At 43.5% G+C, this 20,295-nt stretch carries 22 protein-coding genes; 8 read left to right on the top strand and 14 right to left on the bottom strand.

What is annotated here, in order from left to right; genetic code table 11:
* Nucleotides 1-36: 36 nt before the first annotated feature.
* The 6 genes from parC to nudF form a co-directional block, all read right to left on the bottom strand.
* A complete protein-coding gene (gene parC / locus OCU38_RS01830) occupies nucleotides 37-2,289 on the bottom strand; it encodes a DNA topoisomerase IV subunit A (protein WP_261823545.1) in 2,253 nt (750 codons plus the stop codon).
* Nucleotides 2,290-2,291: 2 nt separating this feature from the next.
* Nucleotides 2,292-4,172 carry a DNA topoisomerase IV subunit B gene (parE, locus tag OCU38_RS01825; protein WP_261823544.1) on the bottom strand — a complete coding sequence of 627 codons (1,881 nt, stop codon included), beginning with the start codon at nucleotides 4,170-4,172 and terminating at the stop codon, nucleotides 2,292-2,294.
* Nucleotides 4,173-4,435: 263 nt separating this feature from the next.
* Nucleotides 4,436-5,029 carry an esterase YqiA gene (yqiA, locus tag OCU38_RS01820; RefSeq protein ID WP_261823543.1) on the bottom strand — a complete coding sequence of 198 codons (594 nt, stop codon included), beginning with the start codon at nucleotides 5,027-5,029 and terminating at the stop codon, nucleotides 4,436-4,438.
* A complete protein-coding gene (gene cpdA / locus OCU38_RS01815; protein ID WP_261823542.1) occupies nucleotides 5,030-5,848 on the bottom strand; it encodes a 3',5'-cyclic-AMP phosphodiesterase in 819 nt (272 codons plus the stop codon).
* 34 nt (nucleotides 5,849-5,882) lie between these two features.
* The gene (locus OCU38_RS01810) at nucleotides 5,883-6,323 is read right to left on the bottom strand and encodes a DUF1249 family protein (protein ID WP_152821345.1); all 441 of its coding nucleotides are present in this window, start codon (nucleotides 6,321-6,323) and stop codon (nucleotides 5,883-5,885) included.
* On the bottom strand, nucleotides 6,302-6,940 hold the full coding sequence (gene nudF, locus OCU38_RS01805) for an ADP-ribose diphosphatase (protein WP_261823541.1): 639 nt from the start codon (nucleotides 6,938-6,940) through the stop codon (nucleotides 6,302-6,304). The genes OCU38_RS01810 and nudF overlap by 22 nt, the downstream gene beginning before the upstream one ends.
* A gap of 268 nt (nucleotides 6,941-7,208) precedes the next feature.
* On the opposite strand from nudF, the gene tolC reads away from it, so the two are divergent.
* Nucleotides 7,209-8,525, top strand: coding sequence for an outer membrane channel protein TolC (gene tolC, locus OCU38_RS01800; protein ID WP_261823540.1), 1,317 nt, complete (start codon nucleotides 7,209-7,211; stop codon nucleotides 8,523-8,525).
* Between the two features lie 238 nt (nucleotides 8,526-8,763).
* Here tolC and OCU38_RS01795 read toward each other — a convergent pair whose 3' ends face one another.
* The 8 genes from OCU38_RS01795 to mlaF form a co-directional block, all read right to left on the bottom strand.
* Nucleotides 8,764-9,507, bottom strand: a complete 744-nt coding sequence (locus tag OCU38_RS01795) for a 1-acylglycerol-3-phosphate O-acyltransferase (RefSeq protein ID WP_261823539.1) — start codon at nucleotides 9,505-9,507, stop codon at nucleotides 8,764-8,766.
* 250 nt (nucleotides 9,508-9,757) lie between these two features.
* The gene (murA, locus tag OCU38_RS01790) at nucleotides 9,758-11,029 is read right to left on the bottom strand and encodes a UDP-N-acetylglucosamine 1-carboxyvinyltransferase (protein ID WP_261823538.1); all 1,272 of its coding nucleotides are present in this window, start codon (nucleotides 11,027-11,029) and stop codon (nucleotides 9,758-9,760) included.
* Between the two features lie 9 nt (nucleotides 11,030-11,038).
* Nucleotides 11,039-11,293: a BolA family iron metabolism protein IbaG gene (gene ibaG, locus OCU38_RS01785; RefSeq protein ID WP_023402583.1), complete on the bottom strand. Its 255-nt coding sequence runs from the start codon at nucleotides 11,291-11,293 to the stop codon at nucleotides 11,039-11,041.
* On the bottom strand, nucleotides 11,286-11,621 hold the full coding sequence (locus OCU38_RS01780) for an STAS domain-containing protein (protein ID WP_261823537.1): 336 nt from the start codon (nucleotides 11,619-11,621) through the stop codon (nucleotides 11,286-11,288). Before OCU38_RS01780 ends, ibaG begins: the two co-directional genes overlap by 8 nt.
* A complete protein-coding gene (gene mlaC / locus OCU38_RS01775) occupies nucleotides 11,618-12,259 on the bottom strand; it encodes a phospholipid-binding protein MlaC (RefSeq protein WP_261823536.1) in 642 nt (213 codons plus the stop codon). Before mlaC ends, OCU38_RS01780 begins: the two co-directional genes overlap by 4 nt.
* 2 nt (nucleotides 12,260-12,261) lie before the next feature.
* Nucleotides 12,262-12,741, bottom strand: a complete 480-nt coding sequence (gene mlaD / locus OCU38_RS01770; protein ID WP_023402580.1) for an outer membrane lipid asymmetry maintenance protein MlaD — start codon at nucleotides 12,739-12,741, stop codon at nucleotides 12,262-12,264.
* Nucleotides 12,742-12,743: 2 nt separating this feature from the next.
* A complete protein-coding gene (mlaE, locus tag OCU38_RS01765; RefSeq protein WP_261823535.1) occupies nucleotides 12,744-13,535 on the bottom strand; it encodes a lipid asymmetry maintenance ABC transporter permease subunit MlaE in 792 nt (263 codons plus the stop codon).
* Nucleotides 13,532-14,335, bottom strand: coding sequence for a phospholipid ABC transporter ATP-binding protein MlaF (gene mlaF / locus OCU38_RS01760; RefSeq protein WP_261823534.1), 804 nt, complete (start codon nucleotides 14,333-14,335; stop codon nucleotides 13,532-13,534). The genes mlaE and mlaF overlap by 4 nt, the downstream gene beginning before the upstream one ends.
* A 189-nt stretch (nucleotides 14,336-14,524) precedes the next feature.
* Here mlaF and OCU38_RS01755 point away from each other — a divergent pair, with 189 nt between their 5' ends.
* The 7 genes from OCU38_RS01755 to OCU38_RS01725 are packed head-to-tail and all read left to right on the top strand — an operon-like array spanning nucleotide 14,525 to nucleotide 20,286.
* Nucleotides 14,525-15,490, top strand: coding sequence for a calcium/sodium antiporter (locus OCU38_RS01755; RefSeq protein WP_261823533.1), 966 nt, complete (start codon nucleotides 14,525-14,527; stop codon nucleotides 15,488-15,490).
* Between the two features lie 10 nt (nucleotides 15,491-15,500).
* The gene (kdsD, locus tag OCU38_RS01750; protein ID WP_261823532.1) at nucleotides 15,501-16,475 is read left to right on the top strand and encodes an arabinose-5-phosphate isomerase KdsD; all 975 of its coding nucleotides are present in this window, start codon (nucleotides 15,501-15,503) and stop codon (nucleotides 16,473-16,475) included.
* Between the two features lie 3 nt (nucleotides 16,476-16,478).
* Nucleotides 16,479-17,036: a 3-deoxy-manno-octulosonate-8-phosphatase KdsC gene (gene kdsC, locus OCU38_RS01745; RefSeq protein WP_261823531.1), complete on the top strand. Its 558-nt coding sequence runs from the start codon at nucleotides 16,479-16,481 to the stop codon at nucleotides 17,034-17,036.
* Nucleotides 17,033-17,596, top strand: a complete 564-nt coding sequence (gene lptC / locus OCU38_RS01740) for an LPS export ABC transporter periplasmic protein LptC (RefSeq protein WP_261823530.1) — start codon at nucleotides 17,033-17,035, stop codon at nucleotides 17,594-17,596. Before kdsC ends, lptC begins: the two co-directional genes overlap by 4 nt.
* Nucleotides 17,577-18,074, top strand: coding sequence for a lipopolysaccharide transport periplasmic protein LptA (gene lptA / locus OCU38_RS01735; RefSeq protein WP_261823529.1), 498 nt, complete (start codon nucleotides 17,577-17,579; stop codon nucleotides 18,072-18,074). The genes lptC and lptA overlap by 20 nt, the downstream gene beginning before the upstream one ends.
* A 7-nt stretch (nucleotides 18,075-18,081) precedes the next feature.
* Nucleotides 18,082-18,807: an LPS export ABC transporter ATP-binding protein gene (gene lptB, locus OCU38_RS01730; RefSeq protein WP_021712403.1), complete on the top strand. Its 726-nt coding sequence runs from the start codon at nucleotides 18,082-18,084 to the stop codon at nucleotides 18,805-18,807.
* A 27-nt stretch (nucleotides 18,808-18,834) separates the two neighbouring features.
* A complete protein-coding gene (locus tag OCU38_RS01725) occupies nucleotides 18,835-20,286 on the top strand; it encodes an RNA polymerase factor sigma-54 (protein WP_261823528.1) in 1,452 nt (483 codons plus the stop codon).
* Nucleotides 20,287-20,295: the final 9 nt, after the last annotated feature.

Raw genomic sequence — 20,295 nt, 5'->3', positions numbered from 1 at the left:
TTTGCAGGCCGTTTTTATAACTTATCAAAGCTGAACTTACTCGTTGCTTTGCACTTCAATAGCAGTGACGCGCTGTAGACCACGTGGCAACATAGCACCGCGACGTCCTCGCTCACCTCTAAAGTTATCCAAGTCACTTGGTTTCAAGCCTAACTTACGTTTGCCTGCGTACAAGGTAACAGTGGCATTGGCAGGCACCGCTAGTAATTGCGTGACAAACTCTTCACGACTCTTAGCTTTCGCCGAAGGAATATTAATAATCTTATTCCCTTTACCTTTGCTCAGTTGCGGTAAGTCTTTAATAGCAAACATCAGCATGCGACCTAAGTTTGTGATCGCAAGGATCTCATCTTGGTCTAGTTCCGAGATCGGACTTGGCGTTAAGATCTCAGCGCTTTGTGGCAAGTTAACTAACGCTTTACCATTGCGGTTTTTAGAGAGTAAATCGCTACCACGACACACAAAGCCATAACCTGCATCAGAGCCAACCAGCCATAGCTGCTCATCATCACCCATTAATACCTGACGAATACTGCTACCTGTAGATAAGTTCAAGCGACCGGTAATCGGCTCACCTTGGCTTCTCGCCGATGGCAGAGAGTGCGATTCTAAAGAATAACTTCGTCCATCAGAGCCTAAGAATATCGCTTGTTGGTTACTCTTACCTTTAGCCGAGGTTAAGTATTTATCACCGGACTTATAGTTTAGTGTCGATGCATCTACCTCATGCCCTTTGGCATGACGAATCCAACCTTTCTCAGACAACACCACCGTAATTGGCTCGTTTGGTAGTAAGTCTTTTTCAGTTAGCGCTCGCGCTTCGGCACGTTCAATCAATGGTGAGCGACGATCATCGCCGTATTTCTCAGCATCGGCTTTAAGTTCTTTCTTCAGTAAGGTATTTAAACGACGCTCAGAACCTAGTAGCAACTCAAGCTGTTTACGCTCTTTTTCTAGCTCTTCTTGCTCGCCACGGATCTTAAACTCTTCTAGCTTCGCCAACTGACGTAACTTGGTATCTAAGATGGCATCCGCTTGAATCGCCGAAAGCTCAAAGCGAGACATTAATACCGCTTTCGGGTCGTCTTCAGTACGAATAATCTCAATCACTTCATCAATGTTGAGATACGCAGCCAACAAACCTTCAAGGATATGTAGACGAGCTAAGATTTTATCTAAACGGAACTGCAAGCGACGGCGAACTGTTGAACGACGGAACTCAATCCACTCTTTTAGTATTTGAACAAGACCTTTTACCTGTGGACGCTTGTCCAAACCAATCATGTTTAAGTTCACACGATAGTTTTTCTCAAGATCGGTTGAGGCAAATAAGTGATTCATTAACTGATCGCAATCCACTCGGTTAGAGCGAGGTACGATAACAATACGCGTTGGGTTTTCGTGATCGGATTCATCGCGTAAATCATCAACCATAGGCAACTTTTTAGCGCGCATTTGATTAGCGATCTGCTCTAGCAACTTAGAACCAGATACTTGGTGCGGTAACGCAGTAATGACCACATCACTGCCTTCTTTATGCCAAACCGCGCGCAGTTTAATGCTGCCACGACCAGTGCGATAAATTTTCTCGATATCCGTTTTCGGTGAAATGATTTCCGCTTCGGTCGGGTAATCAGGGCCTTGCACGTATTGCATCACATCCGCTAGCTCAGCTTTCGGATTTTCGATTAACTCAATAGTGGCGTTGGTCACTTCACGAACGTTGTGTGGCGGAATATCCGTTGCCATGCCGACCGCGATACCAGTAATACCGTTTAGCAAGATATGTGGCAGGCGCGCCGGTAACATTTGAGGCTCTTTCATCGAACCATCAAAGTTAGGTTGCCATTCCACTGTGCCTTGACCTAATTCACCTAGCAATACCTCAGCAAACTTCGACAGTTTAGATTCGGTATAACGCATTGCAGCAAAAGACTTAGGATCATCAGGAGCACCCCAGTTACCTTGACCGTCTACCAATGGGTAACGGTAGGTAAATGGTTGTGCCATCAGCACCATAGCTTCATAACACGCTGAATCGCCGTGTGGGTGATACTTACCGAGCACGTCACCAACGGTACGAGCTGATTTTTTATATTTAGATGAAGCGGATAAGCCTAGTTCTGACATCGCATAAATAATGCGGCGTTGCACGGGCTTTAGACCATCACCAATGTAAGGCAATGCACGATCCATAATCACGTACATTGAATAGTTTAAATAGGCGTCTTCGGTAAATTTGCGCAGCGGTAACTGCTCAACGCCATCGTATGTAATCTCGTTCGACATTCTTATACCTCAGCCATATCGCCTTTGTCTTGTAACCAATGACGGCGATCATCTGCACGCTTTTTACCTAATAGCATGTCCATCATTTCCATTGTCTGTTCATCATCATCTATGGTGAGCTGTACTAGACGGCGAGTATTGGGATCCATGGTGGTTTCACGAAGCTGTAATGGGTTCATTTCACCCAGACCTTTGAATCGTTGTACGTTGATTTTGGCTCGTTTACTGCTTAAACGTTCGATAACACCATCTTTCTCTTCTTCATCAAGAGCGTAAAAAACCTCTTTGCCGCAATCAATTCTAAACAGTGGCGGCATAGCAACGTATACGTGACCTGCGCTAACTAGAGAACGGAAATGGCGTGTAAATAAGGCGCAAAGTAGCGTTGCAATGTGCAGTCCATCCGAGTCCGCATCCGCTAGGATACAGATCTTACCGTAACGTAAGCCTTCTAGGCTTTCAGTGTCTGGGTCTATCCCTAGTGCCACAGAGATATCGTGTACCTCTTGTGAGGCTAACACTTGGTCGGCGCTGACTTCCCAAGTATTCAAAATCTTACCACGCAGTGGCATGATCGCTTGAAACTCACGGTCTCTCGCCTGTTTGGCTGAGCCTCCCGCAGAGTCACCTTCCACTAAAAATAGTTCGGTGCGAGCTAAATCTTGCACGGTACAATCGGTTAATTTACCCGGCAATGCAGGGCCTGATGCCACTTTTTTACGCACCACTTTTTTGCTGGCACGCATACGGCGGTGAGCGTTTGCAATACACGCCTCTGCCAGTTGCTCGGCAATATGTGGGGTTTCATTCAGCCACAGACTAAAGGCATCTTTGATAACGCCAGACACAAAAGAAGCACATTGACGAGAAGAGAGTCGCTCTTTGGTTTGTCCAGCAAATTGAGGGTCTTGCATTTTGATCGACAATACATAAGAACAGCGATCAAAGATGTCATCACCGGTCAGTTTCACGCCGCGCGGTAATAAGTTGCGGAATTCACAAAACTCACGCATCGCATCGAGCAAACCTTGGCGCAGACCATTTACGTGTGTACCGCCTTGTGAGGTCGGGATTAAGTTCACGTAACTTTCAGTAATTAATTCGCCACCTTCTGGTTGCCAAATAATCGCCCAATCAGCACCTTCAATCTCACTAGAGAATTGACCGGTAAACGGGGTTTCCGGTAAGACGGTGTAACCTTTAACGCCTTCAGCAAGGTAGTCTTTTAGACCACTTTCGTAGTACCACTTGTGCTCTTTACCATTGACTTTATCTTGCAGGGTAATTTCGAGTCCAGGACACAGTACCGCTTTCGCGCGCAGGTTATTGATCAATCTTGATACAGAGAAATTCCCTGAATCAAAATATTTAGCATTTGGCCAGAAGTGTACGCTAGTACCGCTATTGCGTTTACCGCACGTCCCGATAACAGAGAGCTCTTCGACCTTATCGCCATTTTCAAAAGCGATTTGATAAACCTGTCCATCACGGCGAACGTTGACTTCAACACGTTGCGACAGTGCGTTTACCACTGAAATACCAACCCCGTGCAAACCGCCGGAAAATTGATAGTTCTTATTGGAGAATTTACCACCAGCATGCAGCTTACATAGAATAAGTTCCACACCAGAAATACCCTCTTCAGGGTGAATATCCACAGGCATACCACGCCCGTCATCAATCACTTCGAGTGACTGATCGGCATGTAAGATGACCTGTATTTTGGAAGCATGTCCAGCTAACGCTTCATCGACACTGTTATCAATAACTTCTTGCCCAAGGTGGTTGGGACGTACAGTATCGGTATACATTCCAGGGCGACGACGGACTGGCTCCAAGCCATTTAAGACTTCTATCGCCCCAGCGTTATATTGTTCAGTCATAATTTGAAAATTTACTCTTGGCGTTGTTAAACATCGCTTCTCATCATTGAGAAATTTGCAATCTTATAGATGCTTAAAATTGTTAAAACGGCAATGGCAGATGAATTGATTCTGGTCGTTAATTAACCGTGATACAACTTGAATGCTTTACATAGTCTGGCGCAGTGGCGGTTATGTCAAGTTCACACTCACTTCCAGATAAAAAAGCATGACAATTGTGCAGTTATCAAGCAAACATCATGAATTGTAGCGTAAGGTTTACATTAGAGTTGAAGAAACTCCACTATCGCGCTTGGGTAGCGCTCAAACCCTATAAAACTATGATCGCCGTCTTCTTCTACGGTCTGTTTGCACCCTATAAATTTATCTACAGCTTGTCGATAATCGAGGACTTCATCCCCTTTTTGTTGCAACAGCCAAAAATCTGCAGTTTGGCTAATGACTGGAACATCAATGGCTCTTAGTTGCTCAACATGTTCCTGCTTTAGAATGTACTCTTCTTCGGTATAAGGGTTTAGCTGCGGGCCTAAATAATCTTGTAGCAACTCAAAAGGTTTTGCTGCAGGATTAATTAACGCAGCTTTAAAGCCGTATTCTTTATTGAGCCAAGTGGATAGATAGCCCCCCATCGAGCTTCCGACTAAGCCCACTTGATATTCTGCACTGAGTTCATCGCATAAGGTGCGCAGACTTTGTATACATGGCTCTGGATACACAGGCAGCTGCGGAGATACAAAACGAATGTCCGGTCTGTGGTTTTGACAAAACTCTCTCATTAGTTGCGCTTTATGCGACTGAGGAGAACTATTGAAGCCATGCAAATAAAGCAATAAAGAGGGTTTATTGTGCGCAGTCATTTAATAGCCTTGCGCATCAAAATCAGGGACAAAACAGCCCTCATCAAGACGATGCAATTGAGACTCTAAACGCCCATCTTTATGTAACTGTAGATGACGCCAACCCGGAGGTAGCGAATCTAAAGCAAACTCATGGGTATTGGCCTTAAACTGGATACAAGTTGAAGGGGTTGCGATGACTTTGACGCCATTGCAATCTTGTTCAAAATCTTGATGCACATGTCCGCCCAATACCGCGCGTACATTGTTGTGTTTTTCTATGACATTCCAGAATTGGTCGGCTTTTTGTAGTTTATGCTGATCAAGCCAAGTACTGCCAATAGGCAGTGAATTATGGTGTAGTAATACTAAGGTATGTCGTTCTGGATGTTGGCTCAATTTCTCATCAAGCAGATCAAGCTCATGCTGCTCAAGGTAGCCATGGGGTAAACCTTCAACTTGGCTGTTAAGCATAATCAACTGCCAATAGTCTCCAGCAAATACATGCGAGACTTCATTGATTTGCTCAGAAGGCAAGACTTTGCCCATATTCGCCTGCAGATCGTGATTACCCGGTAGCCAATAACAAGGTTTCAGCAATTGTTTGATGCCGTTTGCAAAGCGCTTATAAGAGGCGACTGAATGATCTTGAGATATGTCACCGGTAGCGATAATGGCATCAAAAGGTAGGTTGTGCGCGGCAATATCATCCACTACGGCTTGAAAACTCAATCCAGTATTCACACTTAGCAAACACCCTTCGTCATCAGCGAATAAGTGCGTGTCTGTAATTTGTAGTAATTGGACGGTTTCTTCCGTCACAACTATATGCGGTTCCACAATCAGTCTTTCCAATATTATTTATACGCTGAGCTCATAACAGGGGCTCTCTACTAATTCCCATTTTTAAGCAAAATGTCAGCCAATCTCCAAGAAATTTATTTAGCTGGTGCTTTTCGTCTTTTTGCACCATTTTCTTATTTGGATAATCATGGCGTGCATTCACTATTCTCATTTTTTCACTTGCACATACTTCTGCAACCCTTGCATCGTGATATAGACGTACCGTCATGCTTGGAAGTGGAAAAATGGGATGTATATCACACTGATAAACGTTCACCAAGGTGGTATAGCGTGTAATTTCCAAAATATTAATCTGGTAAACTTGATCTTGCACTTGATACGTTCGCTTATCTCCCACCACTGCAGGGCGAGGAAGCAAGGCATTTAATTTAGCATAATTGGTCTCATACAAACGCATAAGGCCTGCAAAATCAACATGATATTCAGAATTTACTTTTCTTGGGTTAACCATTGTTTTCTCAGTTGTTGATGATTCAACATCAACCACTGAATCGTTATGATAGATGCTGCGTTCTCGATTGTACCATTTTTCACTAATTGGTAAGCCTCTTCTCTGCCCAGAACATGTACGCGAATATCTTCACCTTCCGATTCTAAGCCAAAAACACCACCCGATAGCGGTGCTTCTATCTGCCCAACATATAATTCTAGACGTTCAGAGCAGCCCCCTGCCGAAGGGTAATAACCACTGATGTGTTGAATGGCTTTTACCGCTAGACCAGCCTCTTCAACGGACTCTCGCTTAGCCACATCTATTGGGTCTTCACCCTCTTTATCTAGCATTCCTGCCACTATCTCTAACTGCCACGGCCTTTTATCACCGAGTGCGCCAACCCGAATCTGTTCCACCATCACCAATTGATCCGTAACAGGATCGTAAGGCAACATTGCCACAGCATGTCCACGTTCAAACAGCTCTCGTTCTATCTCAGCACTCCAGCCCCCAGCAAACAGTCGATGACGAAATTTCACTTGAGTTAGACAGAAAAAGCCCTTAAACAAAGTCTTTTTTTCAATAATTTCAACATCTTTATTGTGAAATGTAGGGTAGGAGCTAGGGTTAAACATAAGCATTCTCTTTACTGGATGAATGACAAGCAATTTTCAGGTCGTGAGCTATCGTCATGTATAAGATTAATACTACCTGAATAGATAATGAACTGTGTTTTTTTAACAAAAACATGTAACAATAGCCTTAATATTGGTTTTTGTAGTACCCTGTACGATACTGTATAGGATGCTGTGTAAAATTGTGTAAAAACAGTTCAAATTCAAATCAATACCTATATTCTAATCAACCAAATATAAATTTTAAGTAGCAGGAAGAGTTACGACAATGAAGAAAGCGCTGTCCATCTTTATCTCAGCTTCTCTGTGTGGTCTGTCTTTATCAGCCAGTGCAGAAAATCTAGCTGATGTTTATAATCAAGCGAAAAAGAGTGATCCTCAACTGCTACGTTCAGCGGCTCAACGCGACGCAGCTTTTGAAGCAATTACCTCATCACGCAGTTCCTTGCTTCCTCAAATTAACCTAACCGCTTCTTATGACTATGGTGAAGGCTACACTGGGGCAAAGACTAATGCTTTTCAAGCAGGCATTGGCTTAAGCCAAGAGCTTTACCAACGTTCAAGCTGGGTTACTCTTGAAACCACAGAGAAGAAAGCACGCCAAGCAGACTCTGCTTATGCGGCTAAACAACAAGATCTCATCCTGCGTACCGCTACAGCGTATTTTGAAGTGTTACGAGCAAAGGACAGTTTAGAGTTCGTTCAAGCCGAGAAAAGCGCTGTTGAACGACAACTCGATCAAGAAAAACAACGTTTTGACGTTGGCCTATCTGCAATCACTAACGTGCATGAAGCTCAAGCTGAATACGATAGCGTACTGGCTGAAGAAGTAAGCGCGAAAAACGCTTTAGTAAACAGCTATGAATCACTACGTGAAATCACAGGTACGGGTCACCAAAACCTAGATATTCTAGATATCAAACGTTTCTCTGCTTCTAAATCAGATAAAACGAACGATGCACTTGTAGAACAAGCTCAGGAAGAAAACCTTAGCTTGCTGGCTGCTCGTATCAATCAAGATATCGCAAGAGACAACATCCGCTTAGCAAGCTCTGGTCACCTACCATCGCTGACCTTCAATGCTGATGCTGGCTACGGTAATGGTAAAATCAGCGATACTAATGTTGATGACACTAAATACAACCTAGGCATTAACCTTTCTGTACCACTATATACCGGTGGCAATGTTAGCTCTCAGGTAAAACAAGCTGAGTATGACTATGTGGCAGTGAGTGAAGACTTAGAAGCCTCTTACCGCTCTGTAGTTAAAACAGTACGTGCATCTAACAACAACATTGATGCAACCATAGGTTCTATCCGCGCATTTGAGCAATCTCTAATTTCTGCGGAATCTGCACTATCTGCAGTTGAAACAGGCTATGAAGTTGGTTCACGTACAGTAGTTGACGTTTTAGACTTCACTCGTCGAGTGTTTGAAGCAAAACGTAACCTATCTGATGCTCGTTACAACTACATCATCAGCGTACTGCAATTAAAAGAAGCAGTAGGTACATTAAGCGAGCAAGATATCTTAGATATCAACGATGGCTTGCAACCTGCACCAGTAGCGTCTAAAAACTCTTAATCAGCTTTAGTACAACAATTACGAAAAAGGCTAGTCATCACTGACTAGCCTTTTTTATGTCTACATTTTATCTTGGTGATACATTTATAGAAGGTGCTACCAATCTATTAATAACCTATAAGTAAATAGCCTTACCCAACAAGCTATTAGGAATAATCCAACAAGCTAGCTAGCTTGTTTACATACTCGATTGTTGGCTATTTACTTAACGTGATTAATCTTACCTCAAACGCAGTGTTTAGTTTTTTACACCATCAGCGGCGTTTCTTGCATCCACTTCTTCGTCCAAACTTTTCAGCTTCTCTTCCATTTGGTTTCGGCAAACTTCAGCTAACTTACGGACATTTGATTTGTTGTACTCAGAGGTATCCACTGGAGGTAACATTTCGATAATCACATGTCCGTTGTTCCAACGGTTCAGTTTTATCTTGTCTTGTGTGGTGCTACAAACAATAGGAATGATCGGTGTTTCCGCACCAATTGCGGTATGAAAAGCCCCTGTTTTAAATGGCAATAAGCCTCGACCGCGAGAACGTGTGCCTTCGGGAAACATCCACACAGATAAACGCGTTTGCTTCATTTTATCGACCACTTGATCGATAGTTCCTTTGGCTTTAGAGCGGTTGGCACGATCAATTAGGATGTTACCTGTTAACCAGTATAATTGACCAAATAAAGGCAGCCACAATAAGCTCTTCTTACCTACAGTCACAACATTTGGCGTAACGGCAGAAGATACGGTAAATAAATCCCAAGAGTTTTGATGGTTGGCAATATAAGTTGCTTGGCCTCGCTTATAAGCATCTTCTGGGAGTCTAAGCTCTAGCTTGATACCAAATACGCGGTGCATTGCACCAAAGTAGCGACCAAAGGTAAATACGTGCTTTGGATTTCTTGGGCTAAATAGGCAATAGCCACAGCCAAATACAAACATCAATATGGCAAAAATTAAGACCAAAAACATGCGCAGTAAAGCAATCATTATGTAATTCCTAGCGATAACCTTCGCTGTTTAATTGTCATTCCCGATAGTAATACCAATCGCAGTAATTAAGTGATTGATAGAATGCTCTTCGAGACTGTTATTGTATAAAGCCTAGCTTTTCACTAAGTCTCTTATTTTCTCTTTCATAGCTCAGGCTTGCTGGACAAAGAAAGTCAGAAGCTAACAGTCTATCAAATAAAAAAACCGAAACCACAAGGTTTCGGTTTTTAATAGAATCTAAATGTGATTAGTCACTAAACCTTTCAATATTAGCACCAAGCAGGCTCAGTTTATGCTCAATTCGGTCATAGCCTCTATCGATATGGTAAATGCGATCAACAATCGTCTCACCACTAGCAATGCAACCTGCAATAACAAGACTTGCAGAAGCACGTAGGTCAGTCGCCATCACTTGTGTGCCACTTAAACCTTCGCTATCACCACAGATAACCGTGTGACCTTCAATCTCCGCTTTTGCGCCCATGCGTTGCAATTCAGGAACGTGCATGAAACGATTTTCAAAGATAGTTTCTGTGATTACGCCGCCGCCTTTTGCCATCATATTTAGCAAAGTAAATTGCGCTTGCATGTCGGTTGGGAAACCCGGGTATGGCGCAGTGCGAACAGTAATCGCTTTTAGCTCTCTGTCGCCGGTCATGTCCGCAGAAATCCAATCTTCGCCCGTTTCAATCTTAGCGCCCGCTTCTTCTAGCTTAGCTAATACCGCTTCTAGCAAGTTAGCACGAGTGTTATGACATACCACTTTACCGCCAGAAACAGCCGCCGCCACTAAGAAAGTGCCGGTTTCGATGCGATCGGGAACAACCGTATGCTCACCACCAGCAAGACGTTCAACGCCTTCAATTGTGATGGTATCAGTACCAGCGCCGGTAATTTTTGCGCCAAGGGCAATCAAGAAATCCGCGGTATCAACAATTTCTGGCTCACGAGCAGCGTTGTCTAAAATTGTGGTGCCTTCGGCTAATGCTGCTGCACTCATGATAGTAATGGTTGCGCCAACACTGACTTTATCCATGATAATGTGCGCGCCTTGCAAGCGACCATCCACTTTTGCTTTTACATAGCCATCTTCAATGGTGATGTTTGCGCCAAGGCTTTCTAGGCCTTGAATGTGCAAATCAACAGGGCGAGCACCGATAGCACAGCCACCCGGTAGGCTGACTTGACCTTCACCAAATCTTGCCACCAAAGGACCTAATGCCCAAATAGATGCACGCATGGTTTTAACTAACTCATAAGGTGCGCAGTATTCATTGATGCCTGAAGCATCAACTAGCAAAGTGGTAGTATCTCCATCACGAGATGCTTTAACACCTAATTGTTGTAACAAAGCTAGGCTAGTATTAATGTCACGTAGTTTTGGTACGTTGTGTAAAACAACAGGTTCTTCCGCCAAAATAGCCGAAAATAAAATAGGTAAAGCCGCATTTTTTGCGCCAGAAATTAACACTTCACCGCTTAAAGGCGCTGAAGAGCCAGTTACTCGAAATTTTTCCATTATTAGTCCTTAAAGCGACATTAGTTTTTTATCACGCTGCCACTCCTCGGGAGTAAAAGCTTTTATTGATAGTGCGTGAATTTCGTTGCGTTGAATGTAGTCCGTAAGCGGCGCATAAATAAACTGCTGCTTCTTAACACGGCTCATTCCTTCAAAAGAAGCATCAACAGCAATCACTTCAAAATGACTGCCCTCTCCTTTTACATGAATCTCTGCTAGCTGCAACGCTTCGTCGAGCAGTTCTTTAACTTGTGTACTATCCACTTTCACCCTCAATTTCGATTTCTATGTGCTCTACCAATAACGGCATTGCATTGCTCACTTCAAACAAAGTAAGCAGTTTATTAGGTACAGATCGCAACATTATATGGCAGTCACAATTTTTTGCATGGTCAATTATGTGCAGAATCAGCGCCATTGCCGCAGAATCTGTACTTAATACAGCACTTAGGTCGAGTTCTAGTCGTTCAACCTTTGGCTGCCACTGCGCGATTTGCTGCCATAGCTGCGGAATATTGTTTCGATTGAGCATACCACTTAGTGTGACATGCTGATCATCAATCATGTGCCAAACCGCTTTATCACTCATCATTTAGCAGAGTCATAATGGATTGGCGTTTTCGCTAAAGTCGCTAACTCATGAGTGACGGCTGGCAGGCCATCTTTACGTATTTTGCCGCCCCACTCTGATTGTTTGCTTGATAACAGACTGACACCTTCTGCCACCATATCAAACGCTTGCCACTCATTGGTTTTTTTGTTTTTTCGCCACTTAAACTCTAATTTTATCGCCGGTCGATTAGCCTGCATGATTTCAACAGGGATAGACACGATACGCTGATCATCGCGAAGATTACGCGGCGGAGTGTATTTGATCTCTTGATCTTTATACTGAGTTAACACCTGCGCATAAGCGGTCACTAAGTACTCTCTAAATGCGACCAAAAAGTCAGCCACTTCACCCTTATCAGCTTTTCTTAGGTAATTACCTAATACTTTAAGCCCTGCGTAACGATCGTTGACGTAAGGCATTAGCTCTTCTTCAACCACCACTTTTAACTGTTCTGGAGACTCTCTCAGCTGAGCTTGTTCGTTTTTGAGTCTATCAAAAGTACGACTGCCCACTATTTCCATCATCTGATAAGGCTGGGTTTTATCCACAGTGTCACCCCATACAATTGAGGAAGACAACATCGCCATCAATAAGATAAGTCTTGTCATAATTTTCATGGTTATTTCCCTGAATTATCGCCTACGCTGTACATAAACTGCCCGATCAAATCTTCCAGCACCAAGGCTGACTTGGTATCTTCTATCAGATCGCCATCCTTGAGTATCTCAGCGTCATCGTCCATAAAACCCGGTATTAAGCTAATATATTGCTCACCAATTAAACCAGAAGTTAAGATATGCGCACTTGAAGTATCTGGAAAGTGACCAAAACGCTCTTCAATAGTCAAAGTGACCACTGGCGTAAAGTATTCAGTATCGAGCGTAATATCCGATACTCGACCGACCACTACTCCACCTACTTTTACTGGGGAACGTACTTTTAGGCTGCCTATATTATCGAAAGATGCTTTAAGTTTATAACTATCTTGGCTTCCTAGCGACTTTACATCAGCCACTTTAAATATCATAAACATCACCGCTACAATGCCTAAGATGATAAAACTACCAACCCACAATTCTAACTTCCTTGATTGATTCATACTTAACTTCCAAACATTAATGCGGTTAAAACAAAATCTAGCCCTAATACAGCTAGAGAAGAATGCACTACGGTGCGAGTCGTTGCTTGACTGATACCTTCTGAGGTAGGGACAGCATCATAACCATTAAACAGCGCTATCCAAACTATAGTTATGGCAAACACCAATGATTTAATTAAGCTATTACCGATATCTCGTCCTAGCTCTACCGACGACTGCATTGCAGACCAAAAACTGCCGTGATCGATTCCTTTCCAATCCACGCCAACAATGTGTCCACCTAAAATACCCACCGCGATAAAAATCATCGTCAGTAACGGCATAGAAATAACGCCCGCCCAAAATCTAGGGCTAATAATGCGTTTTAATGGGTCAACCGCCATCATTTCCAAACTTGAAAGTTGTTCGGTGGCTTTCATCAATCCTATTTCAGCGGTTAAGGCAGAACCTGCTCGACCAGCAAACAGTAATGCGGTAACTACAGGGCCTAACTCACGTAGCAAAGAAAGTGCGACCATTTGCCCTAAACTGCCTTCTGCGCCATAGTCCACCAGCACGACATAGCCTTGCAAACTCAGCACCATACCGATGAATAAACCTGAAACCAAAGTAATTACTAGCGATTGAGCGCCTACAGAATAGAGCTGCTTAAACAATAGCGGTATGTTTTTCATTGGCTGCGGTTTAGCCACCAGAGCACCAAACAGCATCAAGGTTGCTCGCCCAAAAGAGCGGGTAACTCTGATCCCTGATGCGCCTATATCGGCAACTTTATTGATAGCCCAAGATATCATCGTTGAAATAAATCCCTTTCTAATGGTGCTGATGGAAATGCAAACGGCACTGCACCATCCGCGCTGCCATGTAAAAACTGTTGTACTCGCGGATCTTGGCTTTGTTCAATATCGGCTGGCTCACCGCTCGCAATCACCTTTTTATCCGCAATCAAATACACATAATCTGCAATGCTCATTAACTCAGGCACATCATGCGACACTACAATCGACGTTACGCCTAACGCTTGGTTTAACTTTTTAATCAGTTCAACCAACACCCCCATAGTGATCGGGTCTTGCCCCACAAAAGGCTCATCATACATCACGACATCTGGGTCTAAAGCAATGGCTCGTGCCAACGCTACTCTTCGGGTCATGCCTCCGGATAACTCACTAGGCATTAACTGGGCCGCACCTCGCAAACCTACCGCTTCTAGCTTCAATAGCACAATAGTGCGAATAAAAGATTCCGATAGCTGAGTGTGCTCGCGAATTGGGAACGCGACATTGTCGAAAACATTAAGATCAGTAAACAGCGCCCCGGATTGAAATAGCATGCTCATTTTCTTGCGAACTTGATAAAGCTCACCACGGCTAAGCTCGGGAATGTTCTGTTGCTCAAACCATATATCACCGCTATCTGGCGGAATTTGCCCTGCGATAAGTTTGAGTAAGGTAGTTTTTCCTATACCCGAAGGCCCCATAATCGCGGTAATTTTACCTTGTGGAATCGACAAGCTAATGTCGTCAAAAACCACCCTAGAACCCCGAGAAAATGTCACCTTATCTAATGTAATTTTGCTTTTAGCTTCGAGCATCAACACTCCTTGTTGTGACCTGAAAACCGTCCAATATCAAAAAAGTTGAATATATCAGGCAGTTGGTCGACTTAATCATAGGAATTTTATCAGACTTGTGTGTAAATAATTCGTCTAAAATCTTCCCTTTTTGACAGCTTAACGTCAAAATCACTGTTTAACTCGTACCAATTAATAAAGAGCACACAAATGATCGTAGCGATTTGTCTACTTGTCGTTGGTTTAATCATGCTGGTTTGGAGTGCCGATAAACTGGTATTCGGTTCAGCAGCATTAGCTAGAAATTTCGGAATATCTCCCCTTGTCATCGGTATGACCATTCTTGCCATGGGCTCTTCTGCTCCAGAAATGATGGTTTCTGCAACTGCCGCCTTAGACGGTCGAACGGATACCGCTGTCGGTAATGTATTAGGTTCAAACATTGCCAACATAGCGCTTATTTTGGGTATCACCGCACTGGTTAAGCCTTTAATCGTAAGCTCAGGTATATTGCGACGCGAGCTGCCACTCATGATAGGTGTCACCCTAATTGCCGGTGGCATCATGTGGGATCACTATCTTGGCTTCACCGAAGGTGTGTTACTTGTCGTCCTGTTTGTCGCGTTCATTCTGGCGATGCTACACATTTCTCGAACAGAAAAACACGTTGGCGATAGCATGCTCAGTGAGCAAGAATCTGAAGTCCCTGACGGCGTCGAGAACAAAAAAGCCATTTTTTGGATTGTGGTAGGTCTTATCTTACTGCCACTGGCGGCAAACCTATTAGTCAATAATGCCGTGTACATCGCCAAGTACTTTGGCATGAGCGATCTCGTTATTGGACTGACCATCATTGCCATCGGTACTAGTTTGCCAGAGTTGGCGGCCTCATTAGCTGGGGTCATGAAAGGCGAAGATGATATGGCGGTGGGTAATATTATTGGCTCCAACGTCTTTAATATACTGGCGGTTATGGGCATTCCGGGGTTATTGCACCCTTCACTGCTCAACGAAAATGCCATGAATCGTGACTTTTGGGTCATGCTAGGCGTTTCCGTTTTATTAGTCATTATGGCGCTAGGTAAATCGAAAAAGATCACCCGAATAGAAGGTGGGATACTCTTTGCTATATTTGTTGCCTACCAAAGCTATCTCTTTTTCAATGTAGGTGCGTAAGGATATTCACATGACAGTAAAATTTGACTACCAAAAAGCGGCGCAAAATGTCCTCAACACGGAAATAGCGGGACTCACACAGCTGTCTCAATATTTTAATCGTGATTTTGACCAAGCCTGCGACACTATTCTTGCGAATAAACATGGCAAAGTCGTGGTGATGGGAATGGGTAAATCTGGTCACATCGGCAATAAAATTGCCGCTACTTTAGCCAGCACTGGTACGTCAGCTTTTTTTGTCCACCCTGGTGAAGCCGCTCACGGTGATTTAGGCATGATTGCGCCAGACGATATTGTTCTGGCTATTTCAAACTCTGGTGAGTCACAAGAGATCCTTTCTCTTTTTCCTGTGTTAAAACGCCTTAATGTTCAAATCATCAGCATGACCGGCAAGCCAAACTCCAACATGGCAAAACTGGCGGATGTCCACCTATGTATCGCGGTACCTCATGAGGCATGTCCAATTGAGTTAGCACCAACAAGCAGCACCACGGCCACCTTAGTGATGGGAGATGCTCTGGCAATGGCTTTGATGCAAGCACGTGGCTTTACCGCCGAAGACTTTGCGCTGTCTCACCCTGGCGGAGCCTTAGGGCGTAAGTTACTACTAAAACTAGAAAACATTATGCATACTGGTACAGATGTTCCTAAAGTTAAAGCGGATGCTTTGATCAAAGATGCTTTGATTGAGATAAGCGAGAAAGGCCTAGGGATGACCGCCATTGTCGATGATGCAGATAAAATCTTAGGTATCTTCACCGATGGTGATTTAAGACGTCTTCTCGATAAAAGAATCGACATTCACTGCACCGTTATTGGTGATGTGATGTCAAAAAATCCAAGCTACGCATCGCCATCTCTGTTGGCTGTAGAAGGATTGAATATGATGCAAGAGCGCAGTATCACTGCCCTATTGCTATGTGAAAATGATAAACTGGTCGGCGCCCTCAACATGCATGACCTTTTAAAAGCAGGAGTAATGTAATTCATGAATGAAATGGTCGATTCTCTATACGGTCCAGTTTCAAAGCCTGTTTTTGCTATAGCAAAAGAAATTAAACTGCTTATTTGTGATGTCGATGGCGTATTCTCTGACGGTCTTGTCTACATGGGCAATGCTGGCGAAGAACTCAAAACCTTCCATACACGTGATGGCTACGGCATAAAATCACTGATGAACGCCGGCATCGAAATCGCTATCGTAACTGGACGTCGCTCGCAAATCGTCGAAAATCGTATGCGCGGTTTGGGCATAACGCTCATCTATCAAGGTCAAGACGATAAAATTAAAGCCTACCATGACATTATCAATAAGTTAGGCATTTTACCTGAACACACAGGTTACATCGGTGATGATCTCATCGATTGGCCAGTCATGGAAAAAGTCGCATTAAAAGTGTGCGTCAACGACGGACACCCACTGTTGGTACAACGAGCTAACTATGTCACCAAAATTAAAGGTGGTCATGGCGCAGTCCGCGAAGTGTGCGATCTTATTTTGCAAGCTCGCGGAGAATTAGAGCAACATAAAGGTCTGAGTATATGACGGGTTCTCGCATTTTTCAGATAGTGTTAATCGGTATTATCTGTATATCCGGTTATTATCTACTGATAAATCAAGAACAAGAGGTTATTCAGGTTGAACCTAGCACTGAATTACCTATGTTTACCGGACGCCAAGTGACTAACACCACTTATGATCTTGACGGTATTCGTAGCTACAAAATCAGTTCCGAAAAACTGGATCACTACGCAACCAGTGGCGATACCCTATTTGATAACCTCATAATGTATGTGTATCGTGATGGGACAGTCGAAGAGTGGCAAGTGGTTTCAGATACCGCCGTTTTAGATAAGAATCATCAACTGACGTTAGCCGGAAATGTCATCGCGACCAATTTACTCCCTGGCGCCAGCTTTGAAACATTAACTACAGATAAAATGACAATTGAGCTAGACAGCAAAGACTTTAGTTCCGACGTCCAAGTGACTCTAAAAGGACCTCAATTTCTCAATATTGGTCAAGCCATGCAGGGAAATTTGGATAAAAATGAAGCCGTCTTGTTCAATCATGTAAAAGGGATCTATGAAAAAGCTAAGCCTTAGTCTTTTACTGGGAATATTACTGTCTCCTTCAGTTTATGCGCTCTCTACCGACTCAGAGCAACCGGTGTACATCGACTCTGACAGTCAACAACTTGATATGAAGAGTAACAAGGTTACTTTTATTGGTGACGTAAAAATGCGCCAAGGCAGTATCAATGTGAAAGGGGATAAGGTCATTGTCTATCGTAACCCTAGCGACGGTGCCATAAAGAAAATTGAAGCTTATGGAAAGCTCGCTAAGTTCTCTCAAAAAACCGACGATGGCAAAACTATCCACGGTCATGCACAAGAGCTGTATTACGATATGTCTCAAGATCAATTAACTATGATCAAACAGGCGATGCTGGCTCAAGATGACAGCACTATCAACGGCCAACGAATTATCTACCACATCACCACCGAGAAAATGATCGCTGAGGGTGGTAAAGGCTCTCGAGTATCAACCGTGCTACAACCTCAACCAAAAGAGAATAAATAGTCGACCTATGGCAGTATTGAAAGCTGAACACCTAGCGAAAAGCTATAAAAACCGCAAAGTGGTTGCAGACGTAAGCCTGCAAGTAGAATCGGGGCAGATCGTAGGTCTACTAGGGCCAAATGGCGCAGGCAAAACCACCTCTTTTTACATGATTGTGGGATTAGTTGCTCGTGACGAAGGACGAATTCTGATTGATGATCAGGATATCAGTATTCTACCAATGCACAGCCGTTCTCGAATGGGTATTGGCTATCTTCCACAAGAAGCGTCTATATTTAGAAAGCTCTCTGTTGAAGATAATATTTACGCGGTACTGCAAACTCGCAATGAAATCTCAAAACAAGAACGAGATGAAAAGCTTGAAGAGCTATTAGACGAATTCAACATTCAACACATTCGTAAAAGCAACGGTATGGCTCTCTCTGGTGGTGAACGTCGTCGTGTGGAAATCGCACGTGCATTGGCTGCCAATCCGCAGTTTATTCTGCTGGATGAACCTTTTGCCGGTGTCGACCCGATATCGGTTATCGATATCAAAAAGATCATTGAACATCTAAGAGACCGTGGTTTAGGGGTACTTATCACTGACCACAATGTGCGCGAAACCCTGGACGTATGTGAGCGAGCATACATCGTAAGCCAAGGACACTTAATTGCCGAAGGTACGCCCGAGCAAGTGCTTAGCAACGAACAGGTTAAGAAAGTTTACCTCGGTGAACAGTTCCGTCTCTAGACGGCCCACTGCAGGCGACTCATAATTATGAAAGCAGCATTACAACTTAAGTTTGGTCAACACCTTGCCATGACCCCACAACTGCAACAAGCCATACGCTTATTGCAGTTGTCTAGTTTTGAGCTTCAACAAGAGATTCAGCAAGCATTAGACTCTAATCCCCTGTTGCAAGTTTCCGAAGAGACCAGTCAATCGGAAGAAAAACCCGAATCAACAAAAGAAAACAACCAACAAGAAAGCACTGAACCGAGCGCACAAGACAGTTCTGAATTAATGGCCTCTAACTCCATTGGTGACGAACTTGCTGTCGACACCTCTTGGGAGGACGTGTACAGCTCCAATTCAGGCAATACTGGTGTGGCTCTTGATGATGAATTGCCTATCTATCAAGGCGAAACTCAAACCAGTCTTTTTGATCACTTACTGTGGCAGTTAGAACTCACTCCGTTTTCTGAGACCGATCATGCGATTGCGATTGCCATCATTGATGCCATTGACGATCAAGGTTTCTTAACGCTTTCCACCGCTGAAATTACCGCCAGCTTATCCCTTCCCGATGTCGAAGAAGATGAAACAGTTGCAGTTCTCAAACGTATTCAGCAATTTGAACCCCTTGGTGTTGGCTCTCGCAATTTACAAGAATGTCTATTGTTGCAACTGTATGCCCTTCCTGATGACACGCCACGCAAACAGCAAGCTTGTGAGATTTTAAAAAATCATATCGAACATTTAGCTAATCGCGACTACAAATTAATCATTAAAGAAACTAAGCTCAAAGAAAGCGATTTAATCGCTATATTGCAGCTTATCCAGCAGTTAGATCCGCGACCGGGTAGTCAGATTGGCAACAGTGATATTGAATACGTTGTGCCCGATATTAATGTGATAAAAGTGAACGGCAAATGGACGGTCTTTCTCAATAATACCGATATGCCAAAACTTGAGGTCAACCAGCAGTATGCCACGATTACTGGGGCAAACAGCAGTGATAGCCAATACATTAAAGATCAACTACAAGAAGCAAAGTGGTTAATCAAAAGCCTTGAAAGCCGCAGTGATACCTTGCTGAAAGTCGCCAGATGCATTGTTGAAACTCAGCAAGAGTTCTTCGAAAAAGGCGCTGAGGCAATGCAACCGATGATTTTAAATGATGTAGCCGAAGCGATTGATATGCATGAATCGACTATATCACGCGTCACAACTCAGAAATATATGCACACACCACGCGGTATTTTTGAACTAAAATATTTTTTCTCCAGTCATGTTAGTAACAATGATGGAGAAGATAAGTCCTCTACTGCGATTCGTGCACTGATCAAAAAATTGGTCGCAGAAGAGAACACAGCTAAACCATTGAGCGATAATAAAATTACCGCTCTACTCGCTGAACAAGAGGTAAAAGTTGCAAGACGCACAGTGGCGAAATACCGCGAATCATTAGGTATCGCCCCCTCTAGTCAACGAAAACGCCTAGTTTAGGCATTAACA

This window comes from Vibrio neonatus, assembly GCF_024346975.1.
Lineage (GTDB): Bacteria > Pseudomonadota > Gammaproteobacteria > Enterobacterales > Vibrionaceae > Vibrio > Vibrio neonatus.
This window is presented reverse-complemented; position numbering and strand designations above follow the sequence as displayed.

Bases quoted from the DNA above. Each gene is read 5' to 3' on its own strand.
- OCU38_RS01795 (WP_261823539.1), bottom strand. From the start codon at position 9,507: ATGATTGCTTTACTGCGCATGTTTTTGGTCTTAATTTTTGCCATATTG.
- murA (WP_261823538.1), bottom strand. From the start codon at position 11,029: ATGGAAAAATTTCGAGTAACTGGCTCTTCAGCGCCTTTAAGCGGTGAA.
- OCU38_RS01810 (WP_152821345.1), bottom strand. From the start codon at position 6,323: ATGGTTAACCCAAGAAAAGTAAATTCTGAATATCATGTTGATTTTGCA.
- yqiA (WP_261823543.1), bottom strand. From the start codon at position 5,029: ATGACTGCGCACAATAAACCCTCTTTATTGCTTTATTTGCATGGCTTC.
- lptA (WP_261823529.1), top strand. From the start codon at position 17,577: ATGAAAAAGCTAAGCCTTAGTCTTTTACTGGGAATATTACTGTCTCCT.
- mlaC (WP_261823536.1), bottom strand. From the start codon at position 12,259: ATGAAAATTATGACAAGACTTATCTTATTGATGGCGATGTTGTCTTCC.
- OCU38_RS01780 (WP_261823537.1), bottom strand. From the start codon at position 11,621: ATGATGAGTGATAAAGCGGTTTGGCACATGATTGATGATCAGCATGTC.
- kdsC (WP_261823531.1), top strand. From the start codon at position 16,479: ATGAATGAAATGGTCGATTCTCTATACGGTCCAGTTTCAAAGCCTGTT.
- lptC (WP_261823530.1), top strand. From the start codon at position 17,033: ATGACGGGTTCTCGCATTTTTCAGATAGTGTTAATCGGTATTATCTGT.
- nudF (WP_261823541.1), bottom strand. From the start codon at position 6,940: ATGTTTAACCCTAGCTCCTACCCTACATTTCACAATAAAGATGTTGAA.
- parE (WP_261823544.1), bottom strand. From the start codon at position 4,172: ATGACTGAACAATATAACGCTGGGGCGATAGAAGTCTTAAATGGCTTG.
- tolC (WP_261823540.1), top strand. From the start codon at position 7,209: ATGAAGAAAGCGCTGTCCATCTTTATCTCAGCTTCTCTGTGTGGTCTG.
- mlaF (WP_261823534.1), bottom strand. From the start codon at position 14,335: ATGCTCGAAGCTAAAAGCAAAATTACATTAGATAAGGTGACATTTTCT.
- kdsD (WP_261823532.1), top strand. From the start codon at position 15,501: ATGACAGTAAAATTTGACTACCAAAAAGCGGCGCAAAATGTCCTCAAC.
- mlaE (WP_261823535.1), bottom strand. From the start codon at position 13,535: ATGATATCTTGGGCTATCAATAAAGTTGCCGATATAGGCGCATCAGGG.
- lptB (WP_021712403.1), top strand. From the start codon at position 18,082: ATGGCAGTATTGAAAGCTGAACACCTAGCGAAAAGCTATAAAAACCGC.
- parC (WP_261823545.1), bottom strand. From the start codon at position 2,289: ATGTCGAACGAGATTACATACGATGGCGTTGAGCAGTTACCGCTGCGC.
- mlaD (WP_023402580.1), bottom strand. From the start codon at position 12,741: ATGAATCAATCAAGGAAGTTAGAATTGTGGGTTGGTAGTTTTATCATC.
- OCU38_RS01755 (WP_261823533.1), top strand. From the start codon at position 14,525: ATGATCGTAGCGATTTGTCTACTTGTCGTTGGTTTAATCATGCTGGTT.
- OCU38_RS01725 (WP_261823528.1), top strand. From the start codon at position 18,835: ATGAAAGCAGCATTACAACTTAAGTTTGGTCAACACCTTGCCATGACC.